The 22,405-nt window shown below is 39.8% G+C and carries 24 protein-coding genes; 8 read left to right on the top strand and 16 right to left on the bottom strand.

Translation table 11 applies throughout. The features are described from left to right. Positions 1–70: 70 nt before the first annotated feature. From QHT84_RS07000 to QHT84_RS06985, 4 genes are all read left to right on the top strand, one after another. Positions 71–1,180, top strand: a complete 1,110-nt coding sequence (locus QHT84_RS07000; RefSeq protein WP_283238843.1) for a sensor histidine kinase — start codon at positions 71–73, stop codon at positions 1,178–1,180. Continuing rightward, complete coding sequence (locus QHT84_RS06995; protein WP_283238842.1) at positions 1,173–1,859, top strand: response regulator transcription factor; 687 nt, start codon at positions 1,173–1,175, stop codon at positions 1,857–1,859. Before QHT84_RS07000 ends, QHT84_RS06995 begins: the two co-directional genes overlap by 8 nt. 103 nt (positions 1,860–1,962) lie before the next feature. Beyond that, on the top strand, positions 1,963–3,909 hold the full coding sequence (locus QHT84_RS06990) for a KUP/HAK/KT family potassium transporter (protein ID WP_283238841.1): 1,947 nt from the start codon (positions 1,963–1,965) through the stop codon (positions 3,907–3,909). A 1-nt stretch (position 3,910) separates the two neighbouring features. Continuing rightward, on the top strand, positions 3,911–4,975 hold the full coding sequence (locus tag QHT84_RS06985; protein WP_283238840.1) for a porin: 1,065 nt from the start codon (positions 3,911–3,913) through the stop codon (positions 4,973–4,975). Here the strand turns inward: QHT84_RS06985 and QHT84_RS06980 are convergent. Together QHT84_RS06980 and QHT84_RS06975 are read right to left on the bottom strand one after the other, a co-directional pair. Then, positions 4,972–6,399, bottom strand: coding sequence for an L-serine ammonia-lyase (locus tag QHT84_RS06980; RefSeq protein ID WP_283238839.1), 1,428 nt, complete (start codon positions 6,397–6,399; stop codon positions 4,972–4,974). The genes QHT84_RS06985 and QHT84_RS06980 overlap by 4 nt on opposite strands. A gap of 60 nt (positions 6,400–6,459) precedes the next feature. Further along, the gene (locus QHT84_RS06975) at positions 6,460–6,774 is read right to left on the bottom strand and encodes a potassium transporter KefB (protein WP_283238838.1); all 315 of its coding nucleotides are present in this window, start codon (positions 6,772–6,774) and stop codon (positions 6,460–6,462) included. Positions 6,775–6,886: 112 nt separating this feature from the next. Here QHT84_RS06975 and QHT84_RS06970 point away from each other — a divergent pair, with 112 nt between their 5' ends. The 3 genes from QHT84_RS06970 to QHT84_RS06960 all read left to right on the top strand — a co-directional run bounded on the left by QHT84_RS06970 (position 6,887) and on the right by QHT84_RS06960 (position 10,376). Further along, positions 6,887–7,645: an oxygenase MpaB family protein gene (locus tag QHT84_RS06970; protein ID WP_283238837.1), complete on the top strand. Its 759-nt coding sequence runs from the start codon at positions 6,887–6,889 to the stop codon at positions 7,643–7,645. A gap of 111 nt (positions 7,646–7,756) precedes the next feature. Continuing rightward, on the top strand, positions 7,757–8,806 hold the full coding sequence (locus QHT84_RS06965; RefSeq protein ID WP_407649237.1) for an NAD(P)-dependent alcohol dehydrogenase: 1,050 nt from the start codon (positions 7,757–7,759) through the stop codon (positions 8,804–8,806). 112 nt (positions 8,807–8,918) lie between these two features. Continuing rightward, the gene (locus QHT84_RS06960) at positions 8,919–10,376 is read left to right on the top strand and encodes an SLC13 family permease (protein WP_283238835.1); all 1,458 of its coding nucleotides are present in this window, start codon (positions 8,919–8,921) and stop codon (positions 10,374–10,376) included. A gap of 9 nt (positions 10,377–10,385) precedes the next feature. Here QHT84_RS06960 and QHT84_RS06955 read toward each other — a convergent pair whose 3' ends face one another. The 5 genes from QHT84_RS06955 to QHT84_RS06935 form a co-directional block, all read right to left on the bottom strand. Then, positions 10,386–10,553 carry a hypothetical protein gene (locus tag QHT84_RS06955; protein WP_283238834.1) on the bottom strand — a complete coding sequence of 56 codons (168 nt, stop codon included), beginning with the start codon at positions 10,551–10,553 and terminating at the stop codon, positions 10,386–10,388. Positions 10,554–10,644: 91 nt separating this feature from the next. Then, entirely contained in the window at positions 10,645–11,418 is a 774-nt protein-coding gene (locus QHT84_RS06950; protein ID WP_283238833.1) for a sulfite exporter TauE/SafE family protein, read from the bottom strand. 3 nt (positions 11,419–11,421) lie between these two features. Beyond that, a complete protein-coding gene (gene trhA / locus QHT84_RS06945; RefSeq protein WP_283238832.1) occupies positions 11,422–12,054 on the bottom strand; it encodes a PAQR family membrane homeostasis protein TrhA in 633 nt (210 codons plus the stop codon). Positions 12,055–12,123: 69 nt separating this feature from the next. Next, positions 12,124–13,098 carry a YitT family protein gene (locus QHT84_RS06940; RefSeq protein WP_283238831.1) on the bottom strand — a complete coding sequence of 325 codons (975 nt, stop codon included), beginning with the start codon at positions 13,096–13,098 and terminating at the stop codon, positions 12,124–12,126. Between the two features lie 91 nt (positions 13,099–13,189). Further along, the gene (locus QHT84_RS06935) at positions 13,190–13,645 is read right to left on the bottom strand and encodes a hypothetical protein (RefSeq protein ID WP_283238830.1); all 456 of its coding nucleotides are present in this window, start codon (positions 13,643–13,645) and stop codon (positions 13,190–13,192) included. A gap of 205 nt (positions 13,646–13,850) precedes the next feature. On the opposite strand from QHT84_RS06935, the gene yaaA reads away from it, so the two are divergent. After that, a complete protein-coding gene (yaaA, locus tag QHT84_RS06930; RefSeq protein ID WP_283238829.1) occupies positions 13,851–14,609 on the top strand; it encodes a peroxide stress protein YaaA in 759 nt (252 codons plus the stop codon). Between the two features lie 2 nt (positions 14,610–14,611). On the opposite strand, the gene QHT84_RS06925 is transcribed toward yaaA, so the two are convergent. The 9 genes from QHT84_RS06925 to QHT84_RS06885 form a co-directional block, all read right to left on the bottom strand. Continuing rightward, positions 14,612–14,959, bottom strand: a complete 348-nt coding sequence (locus QHT84_RS06925) for a hypothetical protein (RefSeq protein ID WP_283238828.1) — start codon at positions 14,957–14,959, stop codon at positions 14,612–14,614. Between the two features lie 198 nt (positions 14,960–15,157). Continuing rightward, a complete protein-coding gene (gene trpA, locus QHT84_RS06920) occupies positions 15,158–15,919 on the bottom strand; it encodes a tryptophan synthase subunit alpha (protein WP_283238827.1) in 762 nt (253 codons plus the stop codon). Positions 15,920–15,922: 3 nt separating this feature from the next. Beyond that, positions 15,923–17,110: a tryptophan synthase subunit beta gene (gene trpB, locus QHT84_RS06915; RefSeq protein ID WP_283238826.1), complete on the bottom strand. Its 1,188-nt coding sequence runs from the start codon at positions 17,108–17,110 to the stop codon at positions 15,923–15,925. Continuing rightward, complete coding sequence (locus tag QHT84_RS06910; RefSeq protein WP_283238825.1) at positions 17,107–17,712, bottom strand: phosphoribosylanthranilate isomerase; 606 nt, start codon at positions 17,710–17,712, stop codon at positions 17,107–17,109. The genes trpB and QHT84_RS06910 overlap by 4 nt, the downstream gene beginning before the upstream one ends. 17 nt (positions 17,713–17,729) lie before the next feature. After that, positions 17,730–18,518 carry an indole-3-glycerol phosphate synthase TrpC gene (gene trpC, locus QHT84_RS06905; protein ID WP_283238824.1) on the bottom strand — a complete coding sequence of 263 codons (789 nt, stop codon included), beginning with the start codon at positions 18,516–18,518 and terminating at the stop codon, positions 17,730–17,732. After that, entirely contained in the window at positions 18,515–19,513 is a 999-nt protein-coding gene (gene trpD, locus QHT84_RS06900) for an anthranilate phosphoribosyltransferase (protein WP_283238823.1), read from the bottom strand. Before trpD ends, trpC begins: the two co-directional genes overlap by 4 nt. A gap of 75 nt (positions 19,514–19,588) precedes the next feature. Continuing rightward, a complete protein-coding gene (locus QHT84_RS06895) occupies positions 19,589–20,155 on the bottom strand; it encodes an anthranilate synthase component II (RefSeq protein WP_283238822.1) in 567 nt (188 codons plus the stop codon). Positions 20,156–20,164: 9 nt separating this feature from the next. Beyond that, positions 20,165–21,559 (bottom strand): anthranilate synthase component I family protein, encoded by a 1,395-nt coding sequence (locus QHT84_RS06890; RefSeq protein ID WP_283238821.1) that lies wholly within the window; start codon positions 21,557–21,559, stop codon positions 20,165–20,167. A 259-nt stretch (positions 21,560–21,818) separates the two neighbouring features. After that, positions 21,819–22,385, bottom strand: a complete 567-nt coding sequence (locus QHT84_RS06885; RefSeq protein ID WP_283238820.1) for a YceI family protein — start codon at positions 22,383–22,385, stop codon at positions 21,819–21,821. Positions 22,386–22,405: the final 20 nt, after the last annotated feature.

The raw sequence follows: 22,405 nt of genomic DNA, 5'->3' as shown, positions 1-22,405 counted from the left end.
TATACCGAAGACCACTTCTCTTATATTCTACTTATAACGAATGCCGTAACTTTGTCAAAAATTATCAGTGATGGACAAGTTTATGTTAAAGAGTCCTAAGAATCAATACCTTATTAGTTTCTTGTCGGTGGCTACCGTTTCTCTTTCTTGCCTCGCTGTCAGACATGTTATTGATTACAGAGTAGTAGGCTACCTTCTTTTGGTGGTGGTTTCCTTGCTAGCCATTTTCTTAGAAATAAAACCGGTGCTTTTGGGTGCTGTTTTAAGTGCTTTGGCACTTAATTTTATGTTCATCAAGCCTTATTTTACCTTGCACATCGACAGTGCCGAAGACATTTTATTATTGGTCATGTATTTCATTATCGCGCTGATTAACGCCGTTTTGACCAATAACTTTCGACGCATGCAACGTGCTATTCAGGTAAAGCAAACCCGCGCCAGTACTCTAAAACTGTACAATACGTTGCTCGATTCTTTATCGCATGAATTAAGAACGCCCATCGCTGCCATTGTAGGTTCAATTGATACGCTGCAACAAAAGAATGTGACCTTATCTCCCGAAACGACTCAAAAACTGCACAATGAAATTGAAAAAGCTTCCATCAAATTAAATTATCAGGTGGAGAATCTTTTGAACATGTCGCGTTTAGAATCGGGGTATATTCATCCGAAACTCGATTGGTGTGATGTAAAAGAGATTATTTACAATGTGTGTAATCGACTTTCGGAAGAATCCGAAAATCACCGAATTCAGATTGAGATAGAAGACAATTTGCCGCTTTTTAAGTTAGATTACGGTTTGATGGAACAAATTATCTACAATCTGGTTTACAACGGAATTCAACATACACCACAAGGTGCCACCATAAAAATTAAAGCCCGATATGAGGTTGATACCGATTACGATTCCCATATCGATTTGATTAAAAAATGCGTTATTACCATCTCCGATGACGGTTACGGTTTTCCGCCCGAGGAAATGGACAAGGCCTTTGACAAGTTTTATCGTTTTAAAGAAACCAAAACAGGCGGCACCGGATTGGGACTCTCCATAGTAAAAGGTTTTGTGGAAGCGCAAAACGGAACCATTACATTAACCAATGCCGAGGAAGGCGGTGCGGTATTCGAACTTACGTTTGTCACCGATTGTTTGGCGTTAAATTCATTGGAAAATGAATAATGCATTCTCTATATTGGTTATTGACGACGAAGCACAAATCCGAAAGTTATTGGAAATTGCGCTTGAAGCCAACGATTACAAAGTGCTTTTTGCGGTTAATGCCAAAGAAGGTTTGGCCGTAGCCGCCAGTCATCAGCCCGATTTGATTTTACTCGATTTGGGTTTGCCCGATGAAGACGGACAAGAGGTATTGAAGAAGCTTCGCGAGTGGTATCAGCACCCAATCATTATTCTATCGGTAAAAAACACCGAAGAAGAAATTGTCAGTGCCTTAGATAGTGGTGCTAACGATTATCTAACCAAACCGTTTCGCACGCAGGAATTATTGGCCAGAATTCGCACTGCAATCAGAAATAAAACAATGATTAACAATGAACTTACGGTTACTTTCGGAAATTGTGTGGTGGATTTGACGTCGAGAGTTTTGAAAGTCAACGGCGAAACGGTAAAACTTACCGCAACCGAATACAACTTACTCAACTTACTCATTAAAAACGACGGTCGTGTACTGACGCATCAATACATTCTCAAAGAAATCTGGGGTCAGAGTTATGCCGACCAAACCCAATATTTGCGTGTCTTCGTAGCGCAACTTCGCAAGAAAATAGAAGAAGATGCCAATCGTCCTAAATTCATTATTACGGAATCCGGAGTAGGGTATCGCTTTAATTCGAGCTAACTAATTTTTCCAAAAAGGTGGTAAAAATAACATGGTGAAAATCGTTTTCGGTCTTCACTCGGGCATTCGCATGCCAAAATAGAATCAAAAATTATAATCTGAAATGAATACAACTGTAAAACAAAAAGTCACTGCTGCTTCTTTGCTGGTCGCCCTCGGTATCATCTATGGGGATATCGGAACCAGTCCGCTCTATGTAATGAAAGCCATTATCGGCGACCGACCAATTACCGAAGCATTAGTCTATGGTGGGATTTCATGTGTCTTTTGGACACTCACGTTTCAAACCACTTTAAAATATGTATTGCTGACACTCTCTGCCGATAATCACGGAGAAGGCGGCGTATTTTCATTGTATGCTTTAGTGAAACGATTCGGCAAAGGAAAATTAGTCATTCCAACCATATTGGGTGCCACCACGTTGCTTGCAGACGGTATCATCACACCCCCTATTTCAGTAGCTTCTGCGGTCGAAGGTTTGGAAGTCATCTTTCCGCACTTAACTACGGTACCTATTGTTATTGCCATACTTTCGGGCTTGTTCATTTTTCAACGATTCGGCACGCAAAAAGTAGGTTCAATTTTTGGTCCGGCCATGGTCGTTTGGTTTGCGATGTTAATGGTGCTGGGCTTGGTGCAAATGGTTCATCATCCCGATATTTTAAAAGCGCTGAATCCGGTATATGCCTATCGTTTGTTGGTCGAATATCCGCATGGATTTTGGCTGTTGGGTGCCGTTTTTTTGTGTACTACCGGAGCAGAGGCTTTGTATTCTGATCTCGGACATTGCGGGAAACAAAATATTCGAATTACATGGATTTTTGTAAAATCGGCTTTGCTGATTAATTATTTAGGACAAGGTGCCTGGTTGATGCATCAAAATGATACGTTCCTCAACGGGAAAAATCCGTTTTACACCATTATGCCCGAGTGGTTTTTACTAATCGGTATTGTGATTGCGACTTTGGCTGCTATCATTGCATCGCAAGCTCTGATTAGTGGTTCGTTTACCTTAATTAATGAAGCCATTTCGCTGAACTTTTGGCCAAGAGTAGCGTTGAAGAATCCCACTAATTTGAAAGGACAGATTTACATACCGTCGGTAAATACCATTCTTTGGATAGGTTGTGTACTGATGATTTTGTATTTCAAAAATTCAGCACATATGGAAGCGGCTTACGGGTTTTCAATCACCATCGCCATGATGATGACAACCTTTTTGCTATCTTATTATTTGTTTTTTATACGCAAAGTAGCCATAGGGTGGATTGCGGTTATGTTAACCGTTTTTGCGCTGATTGAAGTCTCTTTCTTTGTGGCTAATATTGTCAAAATCAAAGAGCGATGGATGTTCTTGTTCTTTGAACTCTTTATTTTTATGGTGATGTATGTTTGGTACTATTCCCGAAAAATAAACAATCGCTTTTTGAAGTTTACTAATTTGGCCGAGCAAGCTCCGATGCTGAATGAATTAAGTCACGATGATGCCATTCCGAAATATGCTACCCATTTGATTTATTTGTCAAAAGCCAACAAAACCTACGAGATAGAGGAGAAAATAATAAAATCCATTTTTGCCAAAAAGCCTAAGCGTGCCGATGTGTACTGGTTTTTACATATCAATCGTACCAACGAACCGTTCACTCTTAACTATGAAGTATTGGAATTATTGGATGATAAAGTGATTAAAGTCGTGCTTAATGTTGGATTTCGAGTGCAGCCCAAAGTAGAATTATACTTTAAAAAAATTGTACAGGAATTGGTGGAACGAAAAGAACTCAACCTTCACATTCGTCCTGATGGTTCTACCAAATACAATGCGGAACCCGATTATAAATTTGTGATTATTGAAAAATTTATTTCGGTAGAAAACGAATTTGCCCTCAAAGAAGGATGGTTGCTTACCTCGTATTTCTGGCTCAAAAAATTATCACTTTCTGATGAAAAAGCTTTCGGTTTAGACAAAAGTGATGTGGCAGTAGAAGAATATCCGATGGTGTATTCGCCGGTGAATAATTTAGAATTGTGTAGAAAACAAAAATTGGTGTAAGGTGAAAAGGGTTATAAAATATGGTCTTGTTTTATGGGTTATTAATAGTGCCTTTGCCCAGGAAAACAAAACCTTAAAGTTATCCTTTTCAGGCTATTTGGAAACATACTATTCCTATGATTTTAACCAACCTGAAGCACAAACAAAACTTCCGTTTATGTATAATTACAATCGGCATAATGAGTTTAATGTCAACCTCGGGTTGTTAAGAACCAAACTCGAATACGACCATGTTTATGCTTCCGTAGCGCTGCATTCGGGTACTTATGTAGATGATAATTATGCTAATGAAAGTACTAAAATTTTAAATGAAGCCTATATAGGTTTGCATCTTGATAAAGCCAAAAAATCAACGATTGAGGTTGGTATTTTACCCAGTTATATCGGATTTGAAGCCGCGCCTACTGCTGCTAATCTAACTTTAACACGTTCATTACTGGCCGAGAATTCCCCTTATTTTATGACCGGAGTTAAGTATACTTACAAGCCTAATGACCAATGGCAATTGTCAGGATTGGTAACCAATGGGTGGCAACGCATCAACAGGCCTGATAAAAATGGTTCACCGGCTTTGGGTACGCAAATGGTTTACAAGCCTTCGGCTCAATCCACGTTTAATTGGAGTACTTTTTTGGGTAAAGAATGGTACAACGATGCATGGGGTATGCGCTATTTCAGTAATTGGTATTGGGATCAACAATGGAATTCCAAATGGCACACCATTATGGGTTTTGATGCTGGTTTGCAGACGAATTTTACTGCCGATAACAACAATAAACTGTTTTGGATGAGTCCGGTTTTCATTGTCCAATATACTTTGGCTCCCCAGTGGCAAACCGCTTTCAGAGCTGAATATTATCAGGATAAATACCGTGTGATAATCGCTGCGAATGATGAATTTAAAACCATTGGGACCTCATTGAATTTAGATTATTTAATCAACGACAAAGTCAAATTCAGAACCGAAGCCCGGTATTTAAACAGTCAGGAAACAGTATTTGTTAAAGCTGCTTCCTTAACCAATGACAATTTTTATATTACGATAAGTTTGGCCTTTGAATTTTAACAATCTGCCATATTGACTGCTACAGCAAGGCCGCCTTCGGAGGTTTCTTTGTATTTAGAGTTCATGTCTTTAGCGGTTTGCCACATGGTATCAATTACTTTGTCTAAAGGCACTTTGGCGTTTTTGGCATCGGTTTCCATAGCGAGTTCGGCGGCGTTGATGGCTTTGATAGCGCCCATCGTATTGCGTTCGATACACGGAATTTGGACGAGTCCGCCAATCGGGTCACAAGTTAATCCCAAATGATGTTCCATGGCAATTTCGGCAGCCATTAAAACCTGTTCGGGTGTGCCGCCCATCACTTCGCACAAAGCACCGGCGGCCATGGCAGAAGAAACGCCTATTTCGGCCTGACATCCGCCCATTGCGGCTGAAATGGTAGAACCTTTTTTGAAGATGCTGCCGATTTCTCCGGCTACCATCAGGAATTGTTTGATTTGCTTTTCGTCGGCTTGGTGGTTTTCAATCACCATGTAATACATCAATACGGCCGGAATAACACCCGCACTTCCGTTGGTTGGTGCCGTCACTACACGACCTAAAGCGGCATTAACTTCGTTTACGGCCAAAGCAAAACAAGAAACCCATTTGAGGATTTGTCTGAATTTGACTTCGGTTTTGCGAATGGTTTCCAACCATTGTTGCGGAGAATTGTAATTGGCTAAACCAATCAAATTTTGGTGCATATCAAAGGCGCGACGGCGAACGTTTAAACCTCCGGGCAAAATCCCTTCGGAGTGGCATCCGATGTACATACATTCCAACATGGTATGCCAAATGCGAAGGAGTTCGCTGTGAACTTCCGCCTCGGAACGCATCGAGATTTCATTGGCATAGACAATTTCGGAAATTGATTTTTTTTCTGTTATGGTGTATTCCAATAATTCTGCTGCATTCTGAATCGGAAAAGGAAAAGCACATTTAATTTGGTGTTTCTTTTTGGCATTAACGCGTTCTTCTTTCACTACAAAGCCACCACCAATAGAGTAGAAGGTAGACCCTATTTTTCGATCATCAACGGTTGCTGCCGTAAACGTCATACCATTAGCATGAAAAGGTAGAAAGTTTTTGTTGAATACGATATCTGTTTCGGGTGAAAAGGCAATCAAGCGTTCGTTCCCCAGTTTGATTTGATGGGTTTGGTTGATTGATTTGATAATCGAATCAATGTTTTCTACGGGAATGTATTCGGGATCTTGGCCGCTCAAACCGAGCATGACAGCTAAATCGGTTGCGTGTCCTTTTCCGGTGAGTGATAAAGAACCGAAAAGATCTACTTTTACCTGCGAAATTGATTGTAAAAGATTTTCCTCTCGCAATTCGTTTAAAAAACGTTCCGCAGCGCGCCAAGGACCCAGTGTGTGTGAACTCGACGGTCCGACACCTATTTTTAGCATATCAAATACCGAAATGCATTCTTCCATTACTATAACGATTTAGTTAATAGCAAAGATAGCGAAGAAATGTCGATTGCGAAAACGGATTTAATTCCAAAGTGTTCCGTCTAAACCTAGAACTATTCCCACCCAAAGGATGATAATATAAATGAGAATACTAAGCATTAAAGCAACTACTTTTTTCCAGCCGTTGTGTGGCCCTGATTGTCTGATGTAATAAAAAAGTGTGCCGCCTGTTGCTCCTGCCAATGGGACTATGATGAGTGGTTTTACCATCCAAAATTTACCCCATTCCGGATTAGGATCTCTTATGGGGAATATAAAAAGAGCAATCATAGCAAATGCGATTGTCGCGCCAATCAGTATTGTTTTGTATAATGCCGTATTTTTTTTCTGTGTCATAACATGTTTTTTGAGGTTCAATGGATTTTTTTTCAAAGATAAAAAACTTTGAAATACAAAGTACTTTTAAAATAAAAATATTTTTTACCTTAGCCTGAAAATCAATGGACCTATGAAATATTTTGTTGAACAATCATCAATAGTAAGAAAAATTTGGGGTAAAAGCGATACAATTTTATTCATATTTGCCGGGGCTGCCGGAGAATTTGCCTTGAATAAAGCGGTGGATTGGTTGTACTATACCGGAAAATTGCCTTCCGATCCTTTGGGCCGATTGTTTTCGACGGTGAAGTACGCCCGAATGATTGTATTTGCTACAGAGGAAGAGGCTAATAAGGCCATTACAGCTATGCGGAAAATTCATACGGCAGTGGAGCAAAGTCGTGGCGAAGCCATACCCGATTGGGCGTATCGCGATGTCTTGTTTATGCTGATTCATTATTCCATTGCGGCGCATGAATTGTTGGAATCTCCTTTGAGTGAAAAAGAAAAAGCGGAAGTATATGATGTGTTTTATCGAGTAGGCATCGGAATGGGTTTACAGGAGCTGCCCGTTGATTACAGTCATTGGCTACCGGTGCGCGAATCACACTTACAGGAAAATCTCAAAAAAAGTCATTTTACAACCGATTTATTCTCTCAATATAAAAAACACTTGGGTGCGTTTCGTTTCCGGTTATTGTTGGAAAGTCAAAAAATAGTTTGTCCGAAAAAGGTTTTGAGTTTGCTTGACTTCCATACTGTTTCGTTGCTCCAGCCCATAATTCCTCTTTATAAATTTGGCAAACAATTTAAAGCAGATGTTTTCGTCAAGCATATCCTACTACCCAAACAGTACAAAGCTCAAATCAAGGAATTGGATGTGGCGTAACTGTTGTGTCATGATTAAACGGAAGTTATTTTTCAGACAACAGTACTGATTTCTTTGCTTGAAACGGCAAATAGTAGTACCTTTAAAGGTAAATTTTAAAACCATACTATGATGACAAATGTAAAAGCTTACGGAACGGGTGCTCCCGATGCACTTTTAGCAGAAATGAATATTAACAGGAGAGCCGTTTTAGCCAATGATATCGAAATCGAGATTCTGTATTGCGGGGTTTGTCATTCCGATTTACATTTTGCCAAAAACGATTGGGGTATGACCACGTATCCGGTAGTACCGGGTCACGAAATTGTGGGAAGAGTGACTAATGTTGGCAGTGCTGCCACCAAATTAAAAGTGGGTGATTTCGCGGCGGTAGGCTGTTTGGTTGATTCCTGCCGCACTTGCAGTAGTTGTAAAAATGATTTGGAGCAATACTGTTTAAACGGCTGGGTCGGAACATACGGAGGGTTTGATAAGCACTTAAATCAACCTACACACGGCGGTTATTCCCAAAAAATTGTGGTAGATGAAAATTTTGTACTTAAAGTACCCGCAAATTTAGATTTAGCTGCCGTGGCACCGCTACTTTGTGCCGGAATTACTACTTGGTCACCGTTACGCCACTGGAATGTGGGTAAGGGAACTAAAGTGGCGGTTGTTGGTTTGGGCGGATTAGGCCACATGGCCATCAAATTAGCCAAAGGGTTGGGAGCCGATGTTACTCTTTTTTCAAGAACCCCGGGTAAAGAAAAAGATGCCTTAGATTTGGGAGCCGACCAAGTAATCCTTTCAACCGATGAGTTACAAATGGCCTCGGTTGCGGGAAAATTTGATGTGATTATTGACACCGTACCTTATGTACACGATATAAACCCGTATGTAGCTACCTTGGCTATCGATGGTACGCTGGTTTTGGTTGGTTATCTTGGCGGATTAGATCCGATTCTCAATACGGTTCCGATGATTATGGGAAGAAAATCGGTTGCGGCATCTTTGATTGGCGGTATCGCTGAAACACAAGAAATGCTCGATTTTTGCGGTCAGCACAATATTGTTTCCGAAATTGAATTAATCCAGATACAGGACATCAATAAGGCTTACGAGCGAATGCTTAAAAGTGATGTTCGCTACCGGTTTGTAATTGATATGGCCTCTCTTAAATAATAAAGAATGATAAACCTAATTAATTAACTGATAAGCAGCATTTGCTGCTTTTTTTTTGGCTTTTTCAACCTTATTTTTATTACATTTAGTCCAAAGCTAACCAATAAATACCATGAGAGTTTATTTTTCAACCCATAAAAGAGAGATTGGCTTGGTTATTGGCGCTCTGTTGAGCCTTTTGTGTTTTACATTGAACCCTTTTACTTTGGCACATCAGGCAAATTTGGTTTTGGCTATAACGGTCCTGATGATAATTTGGTGGATAACGGAAGCTTTACCCATGCCGGTTGTAGCTTTGTTGCCTATTATTTTATTTCCTTCATTGGGAGTTGCCCCACTCAAGCAAGTTTCAAAAGCTTATGGCGATCCGGTAGTTTTTTTGTTTATGGGTGGTTTTTTTCTGGCCTTGGCTATCGAAAAGTGGAACCTTCATAAGCGAATGGCTCTCGGAATAATAACATTCACCGGAACGAATGGTAACCGAATCATACTCGGATTTATCATGGCAACCGGTTTCCTGAGTTTGTGGCTGAGCAACACGGCAACTACCATGATGATGTTTCCCATTGCCTTATCGGTTATACATGTAATCAAAACCCACAATAAAAACGAAAAAAATGTCCGTAATTTTTCATTGGTACTGATGCTTTCTATAGCGTATGCGTCCAATTTTGCTTTGGGAACTATAATTGCCACACCGCCTAATGTAGCTTATGTTGGTTACATTGAGGAGCGGTTTAATCATACTATCGCATTTGTGGATTGGTTAGTTTTATTTATGCCGTTAACAATCATTTTACTCCTGCTCTTATATTGGATTTTGGTAAAATGGTTGTATCCCAATCAAATTAAGCACAGTGCTGAGGCTTCCGGAGCCATCAAGAAAGCGCAACAGCAACTGGGCCGTATGGGTGCGGCAGAAAGGAGAGTGTTGTTGGTTTTTAGTTTTACGGTCTTACTCTGGATAACGAAAGATTTACTCAATAAATGCCAGAGTTTTGTAGTGCTGGATGACACTATTATTGCTATTATCGGAGCTGTTTTTTTGTTTTTAATTCCTTCTAAAACTCAAACCAACGATGGCAAGTCCGAGCGATTGCTGTCATGGGCTGATACTGAAAAAATGGCGTGGGATGTACTCTTACTGTTTGGAGGAGGTATTGCACTTGCGGATGCGCTGGAAGCTTCTCAATTGGTTCACGAATTCGGTTCGGCATTAGCCACATTAGCCACGGACAACCTATTCCTGATTCTATTAATTGTGACCACAATAGCGGTTTTTCTGAGTGAAGTAATTAGTAATTTGGCTTTGGTGATTATACTTTCGCCGGTGGTTAGTTCATTGGCTTTGTCGATGCACATCGATCCTTTATTGTTGGGTATTCCCATGACGCTTGGAGCCAGTTGTGCTTGTATGTTACCTATGGGGACACCTCCCAATGCCATAATCTTTGCTAAAGGTCATATCAAAATTGAACATATGATGCGGACCGGATTGATTTTAAATCTGGTTTGCATAATTGTCATTACAGTCTTTTGTTGGATTGTAATGCCGTTGCGGCCTTTGTAATCGGTTTTTTTATCTATCGTTGTTTAACTCATCTTCCTCTTCTAAATTACTGGGGAAGTCGCTATTAAAATGACGATTGACTTTTTCCTGGTCTTTTTGATTTTGTCTAATTAAATAAGCCACCAATCCTAAACCAAATACCACAACAATTCCGATAATTACCCAATTGATTTCCAACACAATTTATTTTTAATAAAGGTACTAAAAATTTTATTAGTATGTTTGTTTTCAATGAGTTATAAAAACGTTAAGAGTTTCAATTGAAATCCTATATCAATCCCAAACCTAATCCTGTTGAAATGAGAATGAGTAATAAAGCAACCGTAATTTTAACGAACTGAAAAGTAACTTTCTTTAATAATTTATTGCCTATGATGGCACCCGCAATGGCCGATACAGTTGCAGAAATAACTAAAGGCAGATTTTCTGTCAGACCCGCACGATCAAATCGTGTGGCGTAGATACTCAACCGCGTGAAGTCTACACAAGTGGAGACAACCACTGTAGTAGCTATAAACGACTCTTTAGACAATCCGGCTCTGATGAGAAACGCACTGCGAAGCGCGCCCTGAACACCGGACAATCCTCCAAAAAAACCACTTAGGATACCACCTAAAGGAAGTTTTTCTTTACCGAATTCCAGTTTCTCGAAATACGGAATCAAGTCGATTACCGCAAAGAGCATCAATAATAAGGCAATCATAAATTTTACCGGATAAACTTCAATCATTTTATTCCAGAGAACATAAGTGAACAAAGGCTTCCAATCAGGGATGTTGAGCAACAGCCAGGAACCCAACAACGCTGCTGCAACAGCCGGAATTCCAAATCGGAGTAACACTTGCTTGTCCGCTTTTTTTCCCACTAAAAGAAACTTAAAAATATTATTTAAAAAATGAACCACACCGGTTAATCCTATAGCAGTATTGACCGGAAAAAACAGCATGAATACCGGCGTTAGTATGGTTCCCAAACCAAATCCTGAAAAGAAAGTTAGGATGGCAACAGCAAAGGCAATAATTGAAATAACTGCAATTTCCATGTGTTAGATACTTTTATAAATAGCGATAAAATGCATCAAGGTTCCCAATAAAACAAAAATATGCCAAATGGTGTGATAGTATAGTTTGTGACTTTTTATATAAAAATAAACCCCGACGGTGTAGCTCACCCCACCACTTAAAATCCACCAAAAAATGGCAATAGGAATGTTTTGTATTAGCGGTTTTATCACAAAAATCAGCATCCAACCCATAGTTAAATACAACACTACCGAAAACCACTCGAATTTACCGATAAAGAAAATTTTAAACAAGGTTCCCAGGAATACCATACTCCACATGGTCGTAAGAAAAATAAAAGCTGTTGATGGCGGAAGGTATCTAATCATCAAAGGGGTATACGTTCCGGCAATTAAGAAATAAATGCTGATGTGATCGGCAATTTGAAGCCAATTTTTGGTTTTTTCCCTTCGGACATAGTGGTATAGCGTAGAACAACTGTACACCAGAAACATTCCAACGGTGAAAGCTGTGACCGAATAAAAAGTTTTAAGATCATGGGAACGGTATACTTGTGTTAATACCCATGGCATCACGGTTAAGCAAAACAAAACGCCAACAGCATGAGAGAGTGTGTTAGTGGTTTCTTCCCGGACGGTTTGTTTTCGATGTTTCATGATATTAAAAGTGCCGTATCCGGAAATTTATTACTTTGAACCAAACGGAATTTCAATTGTAAAAAGCGGTTAATGCTTTAAAGGTCTTTTCTTAATCATACCGCCTTTGGTATCTTTGATACTGTTCATCACCACAAAGGCCGTGGGTTCTATTTTTTCTATTTCAGTATTGAGCTTATTGAGTTCTAATCGTGTAATTACCGTGTAGATAATTTCGACTTCTTTAGTTTCGCCTCTTTTACCGTAACCTCGCTTCCCACTATATACCGTAACGCCTCGACCCATGACTTCAATAATCATTTGTCGGATTTCGTTACTTTTAGAAGAAACAATGGTTACACCTATGTATTCATCGATACCCTCTACCAAAAAGTCGAGTGTTTTGGAAGCTGCCAAATAGGTAATCATCGAATACATCGCTACTTCAATACCTAAAAAATAGGCGGCGGTTGAAAATATAATTACATTAATGACGACAATGATGTCGCCTATGGTTGTGCCAAGTTTTCGGCTCAAGAAGATGGCTAATACTTCGGTACCGTCAATTACGGCACCGCCTCGAACAGATAACCCTATTCCGGCTCCGAGAAAAAAACCGCCAAAAATAGCCACCAACAAATTATCGTTGGTCACATTCGGAAAGGTAACTGTAGCCAAGCAGAAGGAAAGGCCGGTTATTGCCAGAGCCGTTTTGATGGCAAAAGCTTTCCCCATTACTTTATACCCTAAAATAATAAAAGGAATATTAACCGCAATGATGAGCATGTACAGTGGAATTTTAGTTAAAAATGAAATCAATAACGAAATTCCGGTGGCACCGCCATCTATAAAATGATTGGTGAGTAAAAAACCCTTAAAGCCAAATGAGGCTGAAAAAATGCCAATCGTAATCAGAAAAAAGTCTTTGCTGTTGCGTTTGGCTAAAATAACGAACTCTCGGTACCCTTTAGCAAGTTCATATTTGGAATAAACTTTTTCTTTACCACCCTTTTTGGGCTTCTTAAGAATGGTTTGAATGATGATTTTTTCCCAGAGTGAATTCATAAACCGTTGAATTTAGGCTTGTAAGTAATTAAATAATTGCTTGGTCAAGTTACAACAATTTGATAGAATTCAAACCCTTTTAACGATGTTTTTACATAGGGGTAGGTGCAACCTCTTTGGTTGAAATGGCCGAAACTTTATTCTCGGCATTGACTGTGACATACAATTCCCGTTTGAAGTATTTTTTTTCATAATTGATGTTGTAATGAAAAACATGTTCATCAGTCAGCTTGTTGTAGGTAATTTCGATGAGGTTAATGCCCAAAAATCGGCCGTTGCGTTGATTGATTTTTTTACAAACCGCGGCGATCTTCTCTTTATTAGCGTTTTGTCGGACCTTTTCGGTGGCTTCGGTGCTGCTGAATGCTTTGAATCGTGAAGTATTACAGGTTTCCAATAATCGTTTTCCCAAATCTTGCGCTCTGTTTTTTTTAATCAATTCCACTTCCTCGGGTTTTACAATGGAGATGGTTTTGTCTGCAGCCGCATTTTTGCTTTTACAGGAAATCAACAGTAGTACAACACAAACCCATATTATTCTTTTCATAGTGTAAAATTTAAAGACAGGAATAGTTTTTATCAGTATTTCAAATTTATGACGGACAGGTTTTTAGATTGTTATATGATTTTAGGGAAGCGTTACAGAATTATAAGTATCAAATTTGCCAATTGTCACATCGAAACTATTCATTTTATCGTAAGTAGTTTTCGGTATTGAATTTGTATTTTTGAATCACAATAAATCGCTGACTATGAAAATTGTTATTTCGCCTGCCAAGTCGTTGAATTTTGAAAGAGCTATTCCAACCCATACTTTTACGGAGCCTCTTTTCTTAAAGCAAGCCGAAACCATTCAGAAAACACTCAAGAAAAAGAACCCCAAACAATTATCGGAATTGATGGATATTTCAGAAAAATTAGCCGAACTCAACTGGCAGCGCAATCAGGAGTGGCATACGCCTTTTACCCCCGAAAATGCGCGTCAGGCGGTGTATGTGTTTGACGGCGATGTGTATACAGGTTTGGATGTGTATTCGTTGCCAAATGAAAAGGAAGCTTTGCTTCAGGATCGATTGCGAATTTTATCGGGACTATACGGTTTGTTGAAACCACTCGACTTAATTCAGGCATACCGATTGGAAATGGGAACATCCCTGCCGATAGGAAAGAGTAAAAACCTGTATGAGTTTTGGAAAAAAGCCATCACCAAAGAACTTAACAACGAGCTAAACAAAGACGAACTTTTTATCAATTTAGCCAGCAACGAGTACTTTAGTGCCGTAGATGCCAAAGCCCTTAAAGTTCCGGTGATTACGCCTGAATTTAAAGATTATAAAGATGGCCAACTCAAGATGATTAGCTTTTTTGCCAAAAAAGCAAGAGGAATGATGGTGCGCTACATACTAGACACCCAAGCCGAAACAATTGATGATTTAAAAGGGTTCAACTATGAAGGCTACGCCTTTGATGCCAATTTGAGTAAAGGCAATACGTTGGTTTTTACCCGATAATTTTAGTGGTATAGGTATTGTTGGTATTCTCTAAGCGTTTCGTTTGTGGCTTTCCTTTGATCTCTGGCCAGTTCTCTCATGGCTTCAACCCCTTTTTTAGCACAACGTTTTACTTTGTATAGGCGAGAGGAAAAGGAATGTAATTTTTCAATGTCCTGTGGGGAAAGTTTTTCTTCAAGTTCACTTACAAAATCATTGAATTCTTTCAGTACAATTTTATTCTCTTCATACTCTGTTTTTAAATCATCAAGAAGCTCATTAATCTCTTTGCTGATATCATTGCTGATGTCTTCACTTTTTTTGCAAAGCTCTGCAATTACTTTCTTTTCGTGATTGTTAAAAAGTCCCATGATTAAAGTGTTTTAGTTGGTTGTTGTTGACTGTCTAAATCCAAATTTAGGAAATTGTTTCTAAAAACAGCGCAAATTGTTAATAACTAAGTAATTACATTAAAAAGGGCCATGCCTAGTCCTTGAAATTATTCAGTATAAGTAAAATCTATATTAATATCTTAAAAAATTGTTTTCCAAGCATATGTGTTAAATTACCTAAAGCATATTTTTGATAAAATCAGAAACGTTGTCAGCTTTGTTTTTGGAAATAAATTGGATAAAACTACTACCGATGATGGCTCCTTTTTGATGCTTTGTGGCTTGTTGAAAGGTGGTTTTGTTGCTGATGCCGAAGCCAATTAATTGCGGATTTTTCAAATTCATTCGAGCAATTCTTTCAAAATACTGCTCCTGCTTTTTCTCAAATCGCTCTTTGCTTCCGGTTACGCCGTCACTGCTCACCATGTAAATAAATCCATGGGTGTGTGTGTCAATCATACGGATTCTTTCCTCAGAAGTCTGCGGCGTGATAAGAAATATCATTTCAATGCCGTAGGATTCGAAAAGCGCCTTGTAATCAGAAAGGTAGATTTCCAAAGGCAAATCGGGTATTATCAAGCCGTCGACACCGGTTTTTTGACAGGCTTTTAGGAAGTTTTCCATGCCGAATTGCAGCATTGGGTTAAAATATCCCATTATGACTAACGGAATGTCTACAGTGTCTCTGATACCTTCCAATTGCTCAAAAAGCAAGACGGTTGTCATGCCATTTTTTAAGGCCTGCATAGAGCTTGATTGTATGGTTGGTCCGTCCGCCAAAGGATCGCTGAAAGGCAGTCCGATTTCAATGAGATCCACTCCGCTTTCGGCTAATTCTTTAATTAAACTTTTAGTGTCGTTTAAATTAGGAAAGCCTGCTGTAAAATAAATAGATAGAATTTTATTTTTTACTGATAATTGTTGTTGAATCCGGTTCATTTTTTATAAGTCATAATGGTTTGTATAAGTATTCAAATCTTTGTCGCCGCGCCCCGATAAATTAATAACTACTATGTCTTCGGGTCGGAATTTTTTCTGCTTCAAAACGGCAAAGGCATGAGCCGTTTCTAGGGCTGGAATGATGCCTTCGGTTTGGGCTAATGATTTCCCGGCTTGCATCGCTTCTTCGTCGGATATAGCGATAAATTCAGCTCTTCGGGTTTGGTATAAATGGGCATGTAGCGGACCAATTCCGGGATAATCCAAGCCGGCCGAAATCGAATAGGGTTCAGTAATTTGTCCGTCATTGGTTTGCATCAATAAGGTTTTGCTGCCGTGAATAATGCCGGTTTTTCCTAATGCTGTGGTGGCGGCACTTTCTCCGCTGTAAATCCCTTTTCCGGCGGCTTCTACGGTTATTAATTTCACTTTTTCTTCCTCTAAAAAATGATAAAAAGCGCCGGCGGCATTGCTTCCGCCGCCCACACAGGCTATCACATAGTCCGGGTTTTTACGGTTTTCTTTTTTCAATAATTGCTGTTGAATTTCCTCTGAGATGACACTCTGAAACCGGGCCACCATGTCCGGATAAGGATGCGGGCCCACTACGGATCCAATGATGTAAAAAGTATCTTCCGGATGGCTAATCCAATCACGTATGGCTTCATTAGTGGCGTCTTTCAAGGTTTTTGAGCCGGAGACTGCCGCCCGAACTTCGGCGCCCAGCATTTTCATTCGAGCGACATTCGGGGCTTGGCGTTGGATGTCGACGGCTCCCATATAAACAACGCATTGCAAACCCATTAACGCACAAACGGTTGCGGTAGCTACGCCGTGTTGTCCGGCACCGGTTTCGGCTATGATGCGTGTTTTACCCAGTCGCTTAGCCAAAAGGATTTGTCCGATGGTGTTATTGATTTTGTGTGCTCCGGTATGGCACAGGTCTTCGCGTTTGAGGTAGATTTTAGCGCCAAATTGCTCCGATAAGCGCTTGGCATGGTAAAGTGGTGTCGGCCGACCGACATAATCCCGCAAAAGCGCTTTAAACTCGTCTTGAAACGAAGGCTCGTTGCTGATGCTTACATACTGTTGGCGCAAGGCTTCCACATTCGGGTAGAGCATTTCGGGAATAAAAGCGCCTCCGAATTCGCCGTAAAAGCCTTTTTCGTTAACATTATAAGTGGTTTTCATAGCTGTTCTTTTATGTTTTGGATGAATTTTTTTATGCTTTTTGCGTTTTTTAAGCCGGGTTGTGTTTCAAAGCGACTGTTGAGGTCGAGGGCGATACAGTGTCGAGCGGATTCGGTTTTGAAGAACAATTGCAAATCAACAATGCTTTCGAGGCCTATGCCGCCACTTAAAAAGTACGGTTTGTCCAAATGATATTGCTCTATAAGCTTCCAATCGAACACCGTTCCGTTGCCGCCGTATTGATTGCCTTTGGTGTCAAATAAAAAGTAATGGCAACAGGTTTTGTAATTTTCTAAAATTTTAAAATTAAATGTATTATCTATATTAAATGATTTTATTACTTTAAGTTCTAATTCTTGTATGGAACGGCAAAAATCCGGACTTTCTCCGCCGTGCAATTGAATGATTTCCAATTGATGTTGTCTGGCTTCTTCTTCGATTTCTTTTACCGTTGCATTCACAAAAACGCCGACTTTGACAATGGATTTTTCCAAGATTGGAATTTCGGTTTCTAATAGGCGAGGCGATTTATTGTAAAAAATAAAGCCTAAATAATCGGGTTGTAAAGCTGCTATTTCTTTAATGTTTTCAGGGTATTTCATACCGCATATTTTGACTTTCATATCGTTTTCAATAATTGTAGTAGTGTTTCTAATTCGACTCCGGGATTATCAGCTTTCATGAAGGTTTCACCCATTAAAAAGCCATTGAATCCGGCGCTTTTGAGCAGTTTGACTTGTTCAGCAGCGTTTAAGCCGCTTTCGGAAATCTTTACCACATCATTCGGGATTTTATCAGCTAAGGCTAAACTGGTGTCTAAATTCATTTCAAAAGTTTTGAGATTTCTGTTGTTCACGCCAATCATATCCAATTCGGGTATCAGGCTTTTATTTAATTCCGCTTGGTTGTGCACCTCTAACAATACTTCTAAGGCGATGGAATGTGCGAAAGCAGTGAGAGATTTTATTTGTGATTGGGTCAAAACCGCGGCAATCAATAAAATGGCATCGGCGCCATACGCCTTGGATTCTATGATTTGGTATTCATCGATGATGAATTCTTTGCGCAGTACAGGTGTTTTGACGCAGGCTTTTGCCAATAGTAAATCGTCCGATGAGCCGCCAAAGAACTTCGTGTCTGTCAATACTGAAATCCCACTCGCTCCGGCCTCTTCATAACCTTTCACCACATTTTCCAATGATAGGTTGTGGTTGATTGTGGCCTTGGAGGGCGAACGTCGCTTGTGTTCGGCTATAATGCCGAAAGGTGAATGCAATACCGATTTACTCAAAGAAGTAGTTTGACTATTGAATAACTCACTATTTTCCAATTGATTTGCAGAAACCACACTTTTCTTCAAGGCAATTTCTCTTTTTTTGTGCGCTATGATTTGGTCTAAAATATTCATGCTAGCTGACTTATTTTTTGAAGTTTTTGTAATTTTTCTAATGCTTTTCCCGATTGCAAGCTGGCTTCTGCTTTGGCAAAAGCATCCGGGATACTACAGTTTTCCACTGTAGCGATGGCCAAAGCCGCATTGGCACAAACCGCATTTTGTTGGGCTCTAGTGCCGTTGCCCGAAATGATATTCATAAAAATTCGAGCAGATTCTTCAATAGTGGTTCCGCCTTTGAGGTCTTCGAGCGCGGGAGGAGAAAGATTGAAATCGGCGGCACGGATAATACTCTCGGTGGCTTTGGTGATGATTTTAGCATCGGCGGTTAGGGAAATCTCATCAAAACCATCCAAAGCGTGAAGAATAGTGTAATTTACGGAGGTGTTTTGGTACAGATACGCATACATTCGAGCTAACTCCAAACTGAAGACTCCTACCAATTGGTGTTTCGGAAACGACGGATTGACCATTGGACCAAGCATGTTGAAAAAGGTTTTAACGCCTAATTCTTTTCGAATCGGACCAACGTTTTTCATAGCCGGATGGAACAATGGCGCATGTAAAATGGCGATGTTGGCTTCTTCCAAACATTTAGTTAAAAAAGCTTTGTCATTACTGAATTTCACGCCCAAAGTTTCCATTACATTGCTGGAGCCGGATATGGAAGAAACGCCGTAGTTGCCGTGTTTGGCGACCTGAATTCCCGCGCCGGCTGTAACAAAAGAGGCTAGTGTAGAGATATTGAACGTGTCTTTACCATCACCGCCGGTGCCACACAAGTCGATAGTGTTGTAGGTGGAGAAATCGATGGGAATACAAAGTTCTAAAAGCGCTTCTCGGAAGCCGGAAAGCTCTTCGATGGTGATATTACGCATCATATAAACCGTTAAAAAGGATGCAATTTGACTCGGATTGTATTGTCCGTTTGAAATGTTAACTAAAACGGTTTTAGCTTCCTCTTGGCTGAGGGTTTCGTGATTGATTAATCGTTGGAGTATGAGTTTCATAATACTTAGTTTAGGTGAACTGCCGAAGCATCGACAGCATAAAAAGGTTACTGTCGACGTTGGGCAGACAGTAAGCTAAGCGTTAAGCCAGTTTTTTAAGATGGTTTTGCCGTGTGGCGTGAGTACGCTTTCCGGGTGGAATTGTACGCCTTTCACGTCTAGTGTTTTATGTCGGAGTGACATGATTTGACCGCTTTCGTCGGTTGAGGTGATTTCTAAAACTTCCGGAAAATCATTTGCATTAACTACCCACGAATGGTAGCGGCCGACTTCAAATTCCGCAGGTAAATCTTTAAAAAGCGATTCGTCGGTTACGGTTGGTTTGACTGTTGTAGCCACGCCGTGATAGACTTTGTCTAAATTAATCAGGCTGCCGCCGAAAACCTCACCGATGGCTTGTTGGCCTAAGCAAACGCCTAAGATGCTTTTGGTAGCGGCGTATAGGGCAATAACGGGTTTGAGTAGTCCGGCTTCATCGGGTAGGCCCGGGCCGGGTGACAGAAGGATTTTATCGAAAGAATCCAGTTCTTCCAATTCGAATTCGTCGTTGCGAAAAACAGTCACCGTTGCGTTCAAATCTTCCAGATAGTGAACCAAATTGTAAGTGAAGCTGTCGTAATTGTCGATAACGGCTATTTTCATGGTATAAAGTTAAAGGGTTTCGGCTAATTCTAATGCTTTATTTAAGGCTTTTAGTTTGTTGAATACTTCTTGTGTTTCGTTTTCTTCCGAAGAACTTTCTACGATTCCGGCTCCGGCTTGGTAATGCAATTGGTGGTTTTTACTGAGGAAAGTGCGAATCATAATGGCGTGATTAAAGTTGCCTTCGAAGTCCATAAAACCAATGGCACCGCCATAAAAAGTTCGGTTGGTAGGTTCAAATTTTTCAATTAACTGCATGGCTTTATGTTTTGGAGCACCACTTAAAGTTCCGGCCGGAAATGTATTTGCCACCAATGCTATAGTATTTTCTTTTAAATGGCCACTGACTTTTGAAACGAGGTGAATCACATGCGAAAAAAATTGGACCTCTTTGTATTTTTCCAGAGTGACATTAGAGCAATTGCGGCTCAAATCATTTCGCGCTAAATCGACTAACATCACATGCTCGCTGTTTTCTTTCGGGTCTTCGGCTAGTTTTTTAGCGAGTTCCGCATCTTGTTCGTCATTCCCGGTTCGCAGAAAGGTTCCGGCTATCGGATGGATTTCGGCCCGATTGTTTTTGACGATTAATTGGGCTTCGGGCGAAGAACCGAATATTTTGAAATTGCCGTAATCAAAATAAAATAAATAAGGCGAAGGATTGATGTTGCGCAGCGCTCTATAGACGTTGAATTCATCACCTTTGAAGGCTTGGGCAAATCTTCGGGACAATACTAATTGGAATACATCGCCCCGACGACAGTGTTTTTTGGCCAAAGTAACCATCGCTTTGAATTCGGCATCGGATAAATTTGACTCTGCATTTCCGTTCTTGGAGAATCGGTAACTGGCAAACGTTTTGGTTTGAATAAGTTGTTCTATTTCGGCAGTATTATCCGAATTATCGGTAGTGTGACAAAAAAGATAAGCTTCGTTTTTGAAATGGTTGATGGCGATAATGTTTTGATATACGGCGTAAAACAAATCGGGTAGTGCTAAATCGCCGTCTTTTTTACGGATGTTTATTTTGTCGAAATAACACACCGCATCATAACCGATATAGCCAAACAAACCGTTGTTGATGAATTTAAAGGGATTGGGTTCGGGTTTGAATTGTTTTACAAAAGTTTCTAATTCCCGAATGATATCAGTTTCAGGAGTAACAGTACCGACAGTCATTTTACTGTCGGGAAAAGATTGGGTTAGACTATTGTTTTCTAATTTGATAAACGCGATAGGGTTACAACAAATGTAAGAGAAACTGTTGTCTGAAGCATGATAGTCGCTGCTTTCCAACAATATGCTATTGGGGAATTTGTCGCGAATTTTCAAATAGACACTCACCGGCGTAAGCGTGTCGGCTAAAATTGATTTGTAACGGGTGTACAGCGGATAATTTTTCATAATGTAATTTTTGGGCATAAAAAAAGGCTTGTCGTGAATGACAAGCCTTTTAGGATATTTAGATTTTAAAATATACTCATAGCGGACTAATTCACGACGTTCGACGTAAAGCATTCCACCACCAAGTAATATTTAAAATGTTGTTCATGAATTGTGATTTTGAACAAAAGTAGAGAAGTAGTTTTGAATTTCCAAACAGACAATAAAAAAACCTCGAAAATTATTTCGAGGTTTTGGTTTCATAACAATCACTCCCAAATTAGAACTGAAGTTTTACTGACAATTCAAAGTCATCATAGATGGCCTTGTCTCCGATGCTGTCAAAAAAGCTTTTTGAGTTGTATTTGATGTCGTATTTGGTTCTGTCTACTTTGAATGATGTTGTAGCGGTGTTGCCACTTACCGTTAAGTCAAAAGTCACAGGATTTGTGATGCCTTTAATGGTTAAATCAGCAGTTACAGTATAGACACCATTACCTTTATCAGCAATTTTAGTGAATTTTAATGTAGCCGTTTTGAATTTGTCGGTTCCAAAGAAATCTTCCGATTTTAAGTGTCCGTCCAATTTTGTTTTCCATTCGCCGCTTAAGTCGGTTGCAGTTAGCGATGTCATGTCAACCGTAAAATTACCTCCGGTTACTTTTTTTCCTTTGAATATAAGCATTCCTTCTTTAAAATTAACGGTTCCGCTGTGCTCTCCGGTTACTTTTTTACCAACCCAATTGATGCTGCTTTTTGAAGCATCGATTTTTTTGTTTTGTGCAGTAGCTACTGTAGTTCCCAAAGTAACAAGTAGTGCAATGGCAAGTGTTTTTAAGTTTTTCATTGTGAATTAAATTTAAGTTA

This window comes from Flavobacterium sedimenticola (assembly GCF_030053345.1).
GTDB classification, from domain to species: Bacteria; Bacteroidota; Bacteroidia; order Flavobacteriales; family Flavobacteriaceae; genus Flavobacterium; species Flavobacterium sedimenticola.
This window is presented reverse-complemented; position numbering and strand designations above follow the sequence as displayed.

What these genes read in the sequence shown, in the direction of transcription:
- QHT84_RS07000 (WP_283238843.1), top strand. Translation starts at nt 71, where the DNA reads ATGGACAAGTTTATGTTAAAGAGTCCTAAGAATCAATACCTTATTAGT.
- QHT84_RS06995 (WP_283238842.1), top strand. Translation starts at nt 1,173, where the DNA reads ATGAATAATGCATTCTCTATATTGGTTATTGACGACGAAGCACAAATC.
- QHT84_RS06990 (WP_283238841.1), top strand. Translation starts at nt 1,963, where the DNA reads ATGAATACAACTGTAAAACAAAAAGTCACTGCTGCTTCTTTGCTGGTC.
- QHT84_RS06980 (WP_283238839.1), bottom strand. Translation starts at nt 6,399, where the DNA reads ATGGAAGAATGCATTTCGGTATTTGATATGCTAAAAATAGGTGTCGGA.
- QHT84_RS06975 (WP_283238838.1), bottom strand. Translation starts at nt 6,774, where the DNA reads ATGACACAGAAAAAAAATACGGCATTATACAAAACAATACTGATTGGC.
- QHT84_RS06970 (WP_283238837.1), top strand. Translation starts at nt 6,887, where the DNA reads ATGAAATATTTTGTTGAACAATCATCAATAGTAAGAAAAATTTGGGGT.
- QHT84_RS06965 (WP_407649237.1), top strand. Translation starts at nt 7,757, where the DNA reads ATGACAAATGTAAAAGCTTACGGAACGGGTGCTCCCGATGCACTTTTA.
- QHT84_RS06960 (WP_283238835.1), top strand. Translation starts at nt 8,919, where the DNA reads ATGAGAGTTTATTTTTCAACCCATAAAAGAGAGATTGGCTTGGTTATT.
- QHT84_RS06950 (WP_283238833.1), bottom strand. Translation starts at nt 11,418, where the DNA reads ATGGAAATTGCAGTTATTTCAATTATTGCCTTTGCTGTTGCCATCCTA.
- trhA (WP_283238832.1), bottom strand. Translation starts at nt 12,054, where the DNA reads ATGAAACATCGAAAACAAACCGTCCGGGAAGAAACCACTAACACACTC.
- QHT84_RS06940 (WP_283238831.1), bottom strand. Translation starts at nt 13,098, where the DNA reads ATGAATTCACTCTGGGAAAAAATCATCATTCAAACCATTCTTAAGAAG.
- QHT84_RS06935 (WP_283238830.1), bottom strand. Translation starts at nt 13,645, where the DNA reads ATGAAAAGAATAATATGGGTTTGTGTTGTACTACTGTTGATTTCCTGT.
- yaaA (WP_283238829.1), top strand. Translation starts at nt 13,851, where the DNA reads ATGAAAATTGTTATTTCGCCTGCCAAGTCGTTGAATTTTGAAAGAGCT.
- QHT84_RS06925 (WP_283238828.1), bottom strand. Translation starts at nt 14,959, where the DNA reads ATGGGACTTTTTAACAATCACGAAAAGAAAGTAATTGCAGAGCTTTGC.
- trpA (WP_283238827.1), bottom strand. Translation starts at nt 15,919, where the DNA reads ATGAACCGGATTCAACAACAATTATCAGTAAAAAATAAAATTCTATCT.
- trpB (WP_283238826.1), bottom strand. Translation starts at nt 17,110, where the DNA reads ATGAAAACCACTTATAATGTTAACGAAAAAGGCTTTTACGGCGAATTC.
- QHT84_RS06910 (WP_283238825.1), bottom strand. Translation starts at nt 17,712, where the DNA reads ATGAAATACCCTGAAAACATTAAAGAAATAGCAGCTTTACAACCCGAT.
- trpC (WP_283238824.1), bottom strand. Translation starts at nt 18,518, where the DNA reads ATGAATATTTTAGACCAAATCATAGCGCACAAAAAAAGAGAAATTGCC.
- trpD (WP_283238823.1), bottom strand. Translation starts at nt 19,513, where the DNA reads ATGAAACTCATACTCCAACGATTAATCAATCACGAAACCCTCAGCCAA.
- QHT84_RS06895 (WP_283238822.1), bottom strand. Translation starts at nt 20,155, where the DNA reads ATGAAAATAGCCGTTATCGACAATTACGACAGCTTCACTTACAATTTG.
- QHT84_RS06890 (WP_283238821.1), bottom strand. Translation starts at nt 21,559, where the DNA reads ATGAAAAATTATCCGCTGTACACCCGTTACAAATCAATTTTAGCCGAC.
- QHT84_RS06885 (WP_283238820.1), bottom strand. Translation starts at nt 22,385, where the DNA reads ATGAAAAACTTAAAAACACTTGCCATTGCACTACTTGTTACTTTGGGA.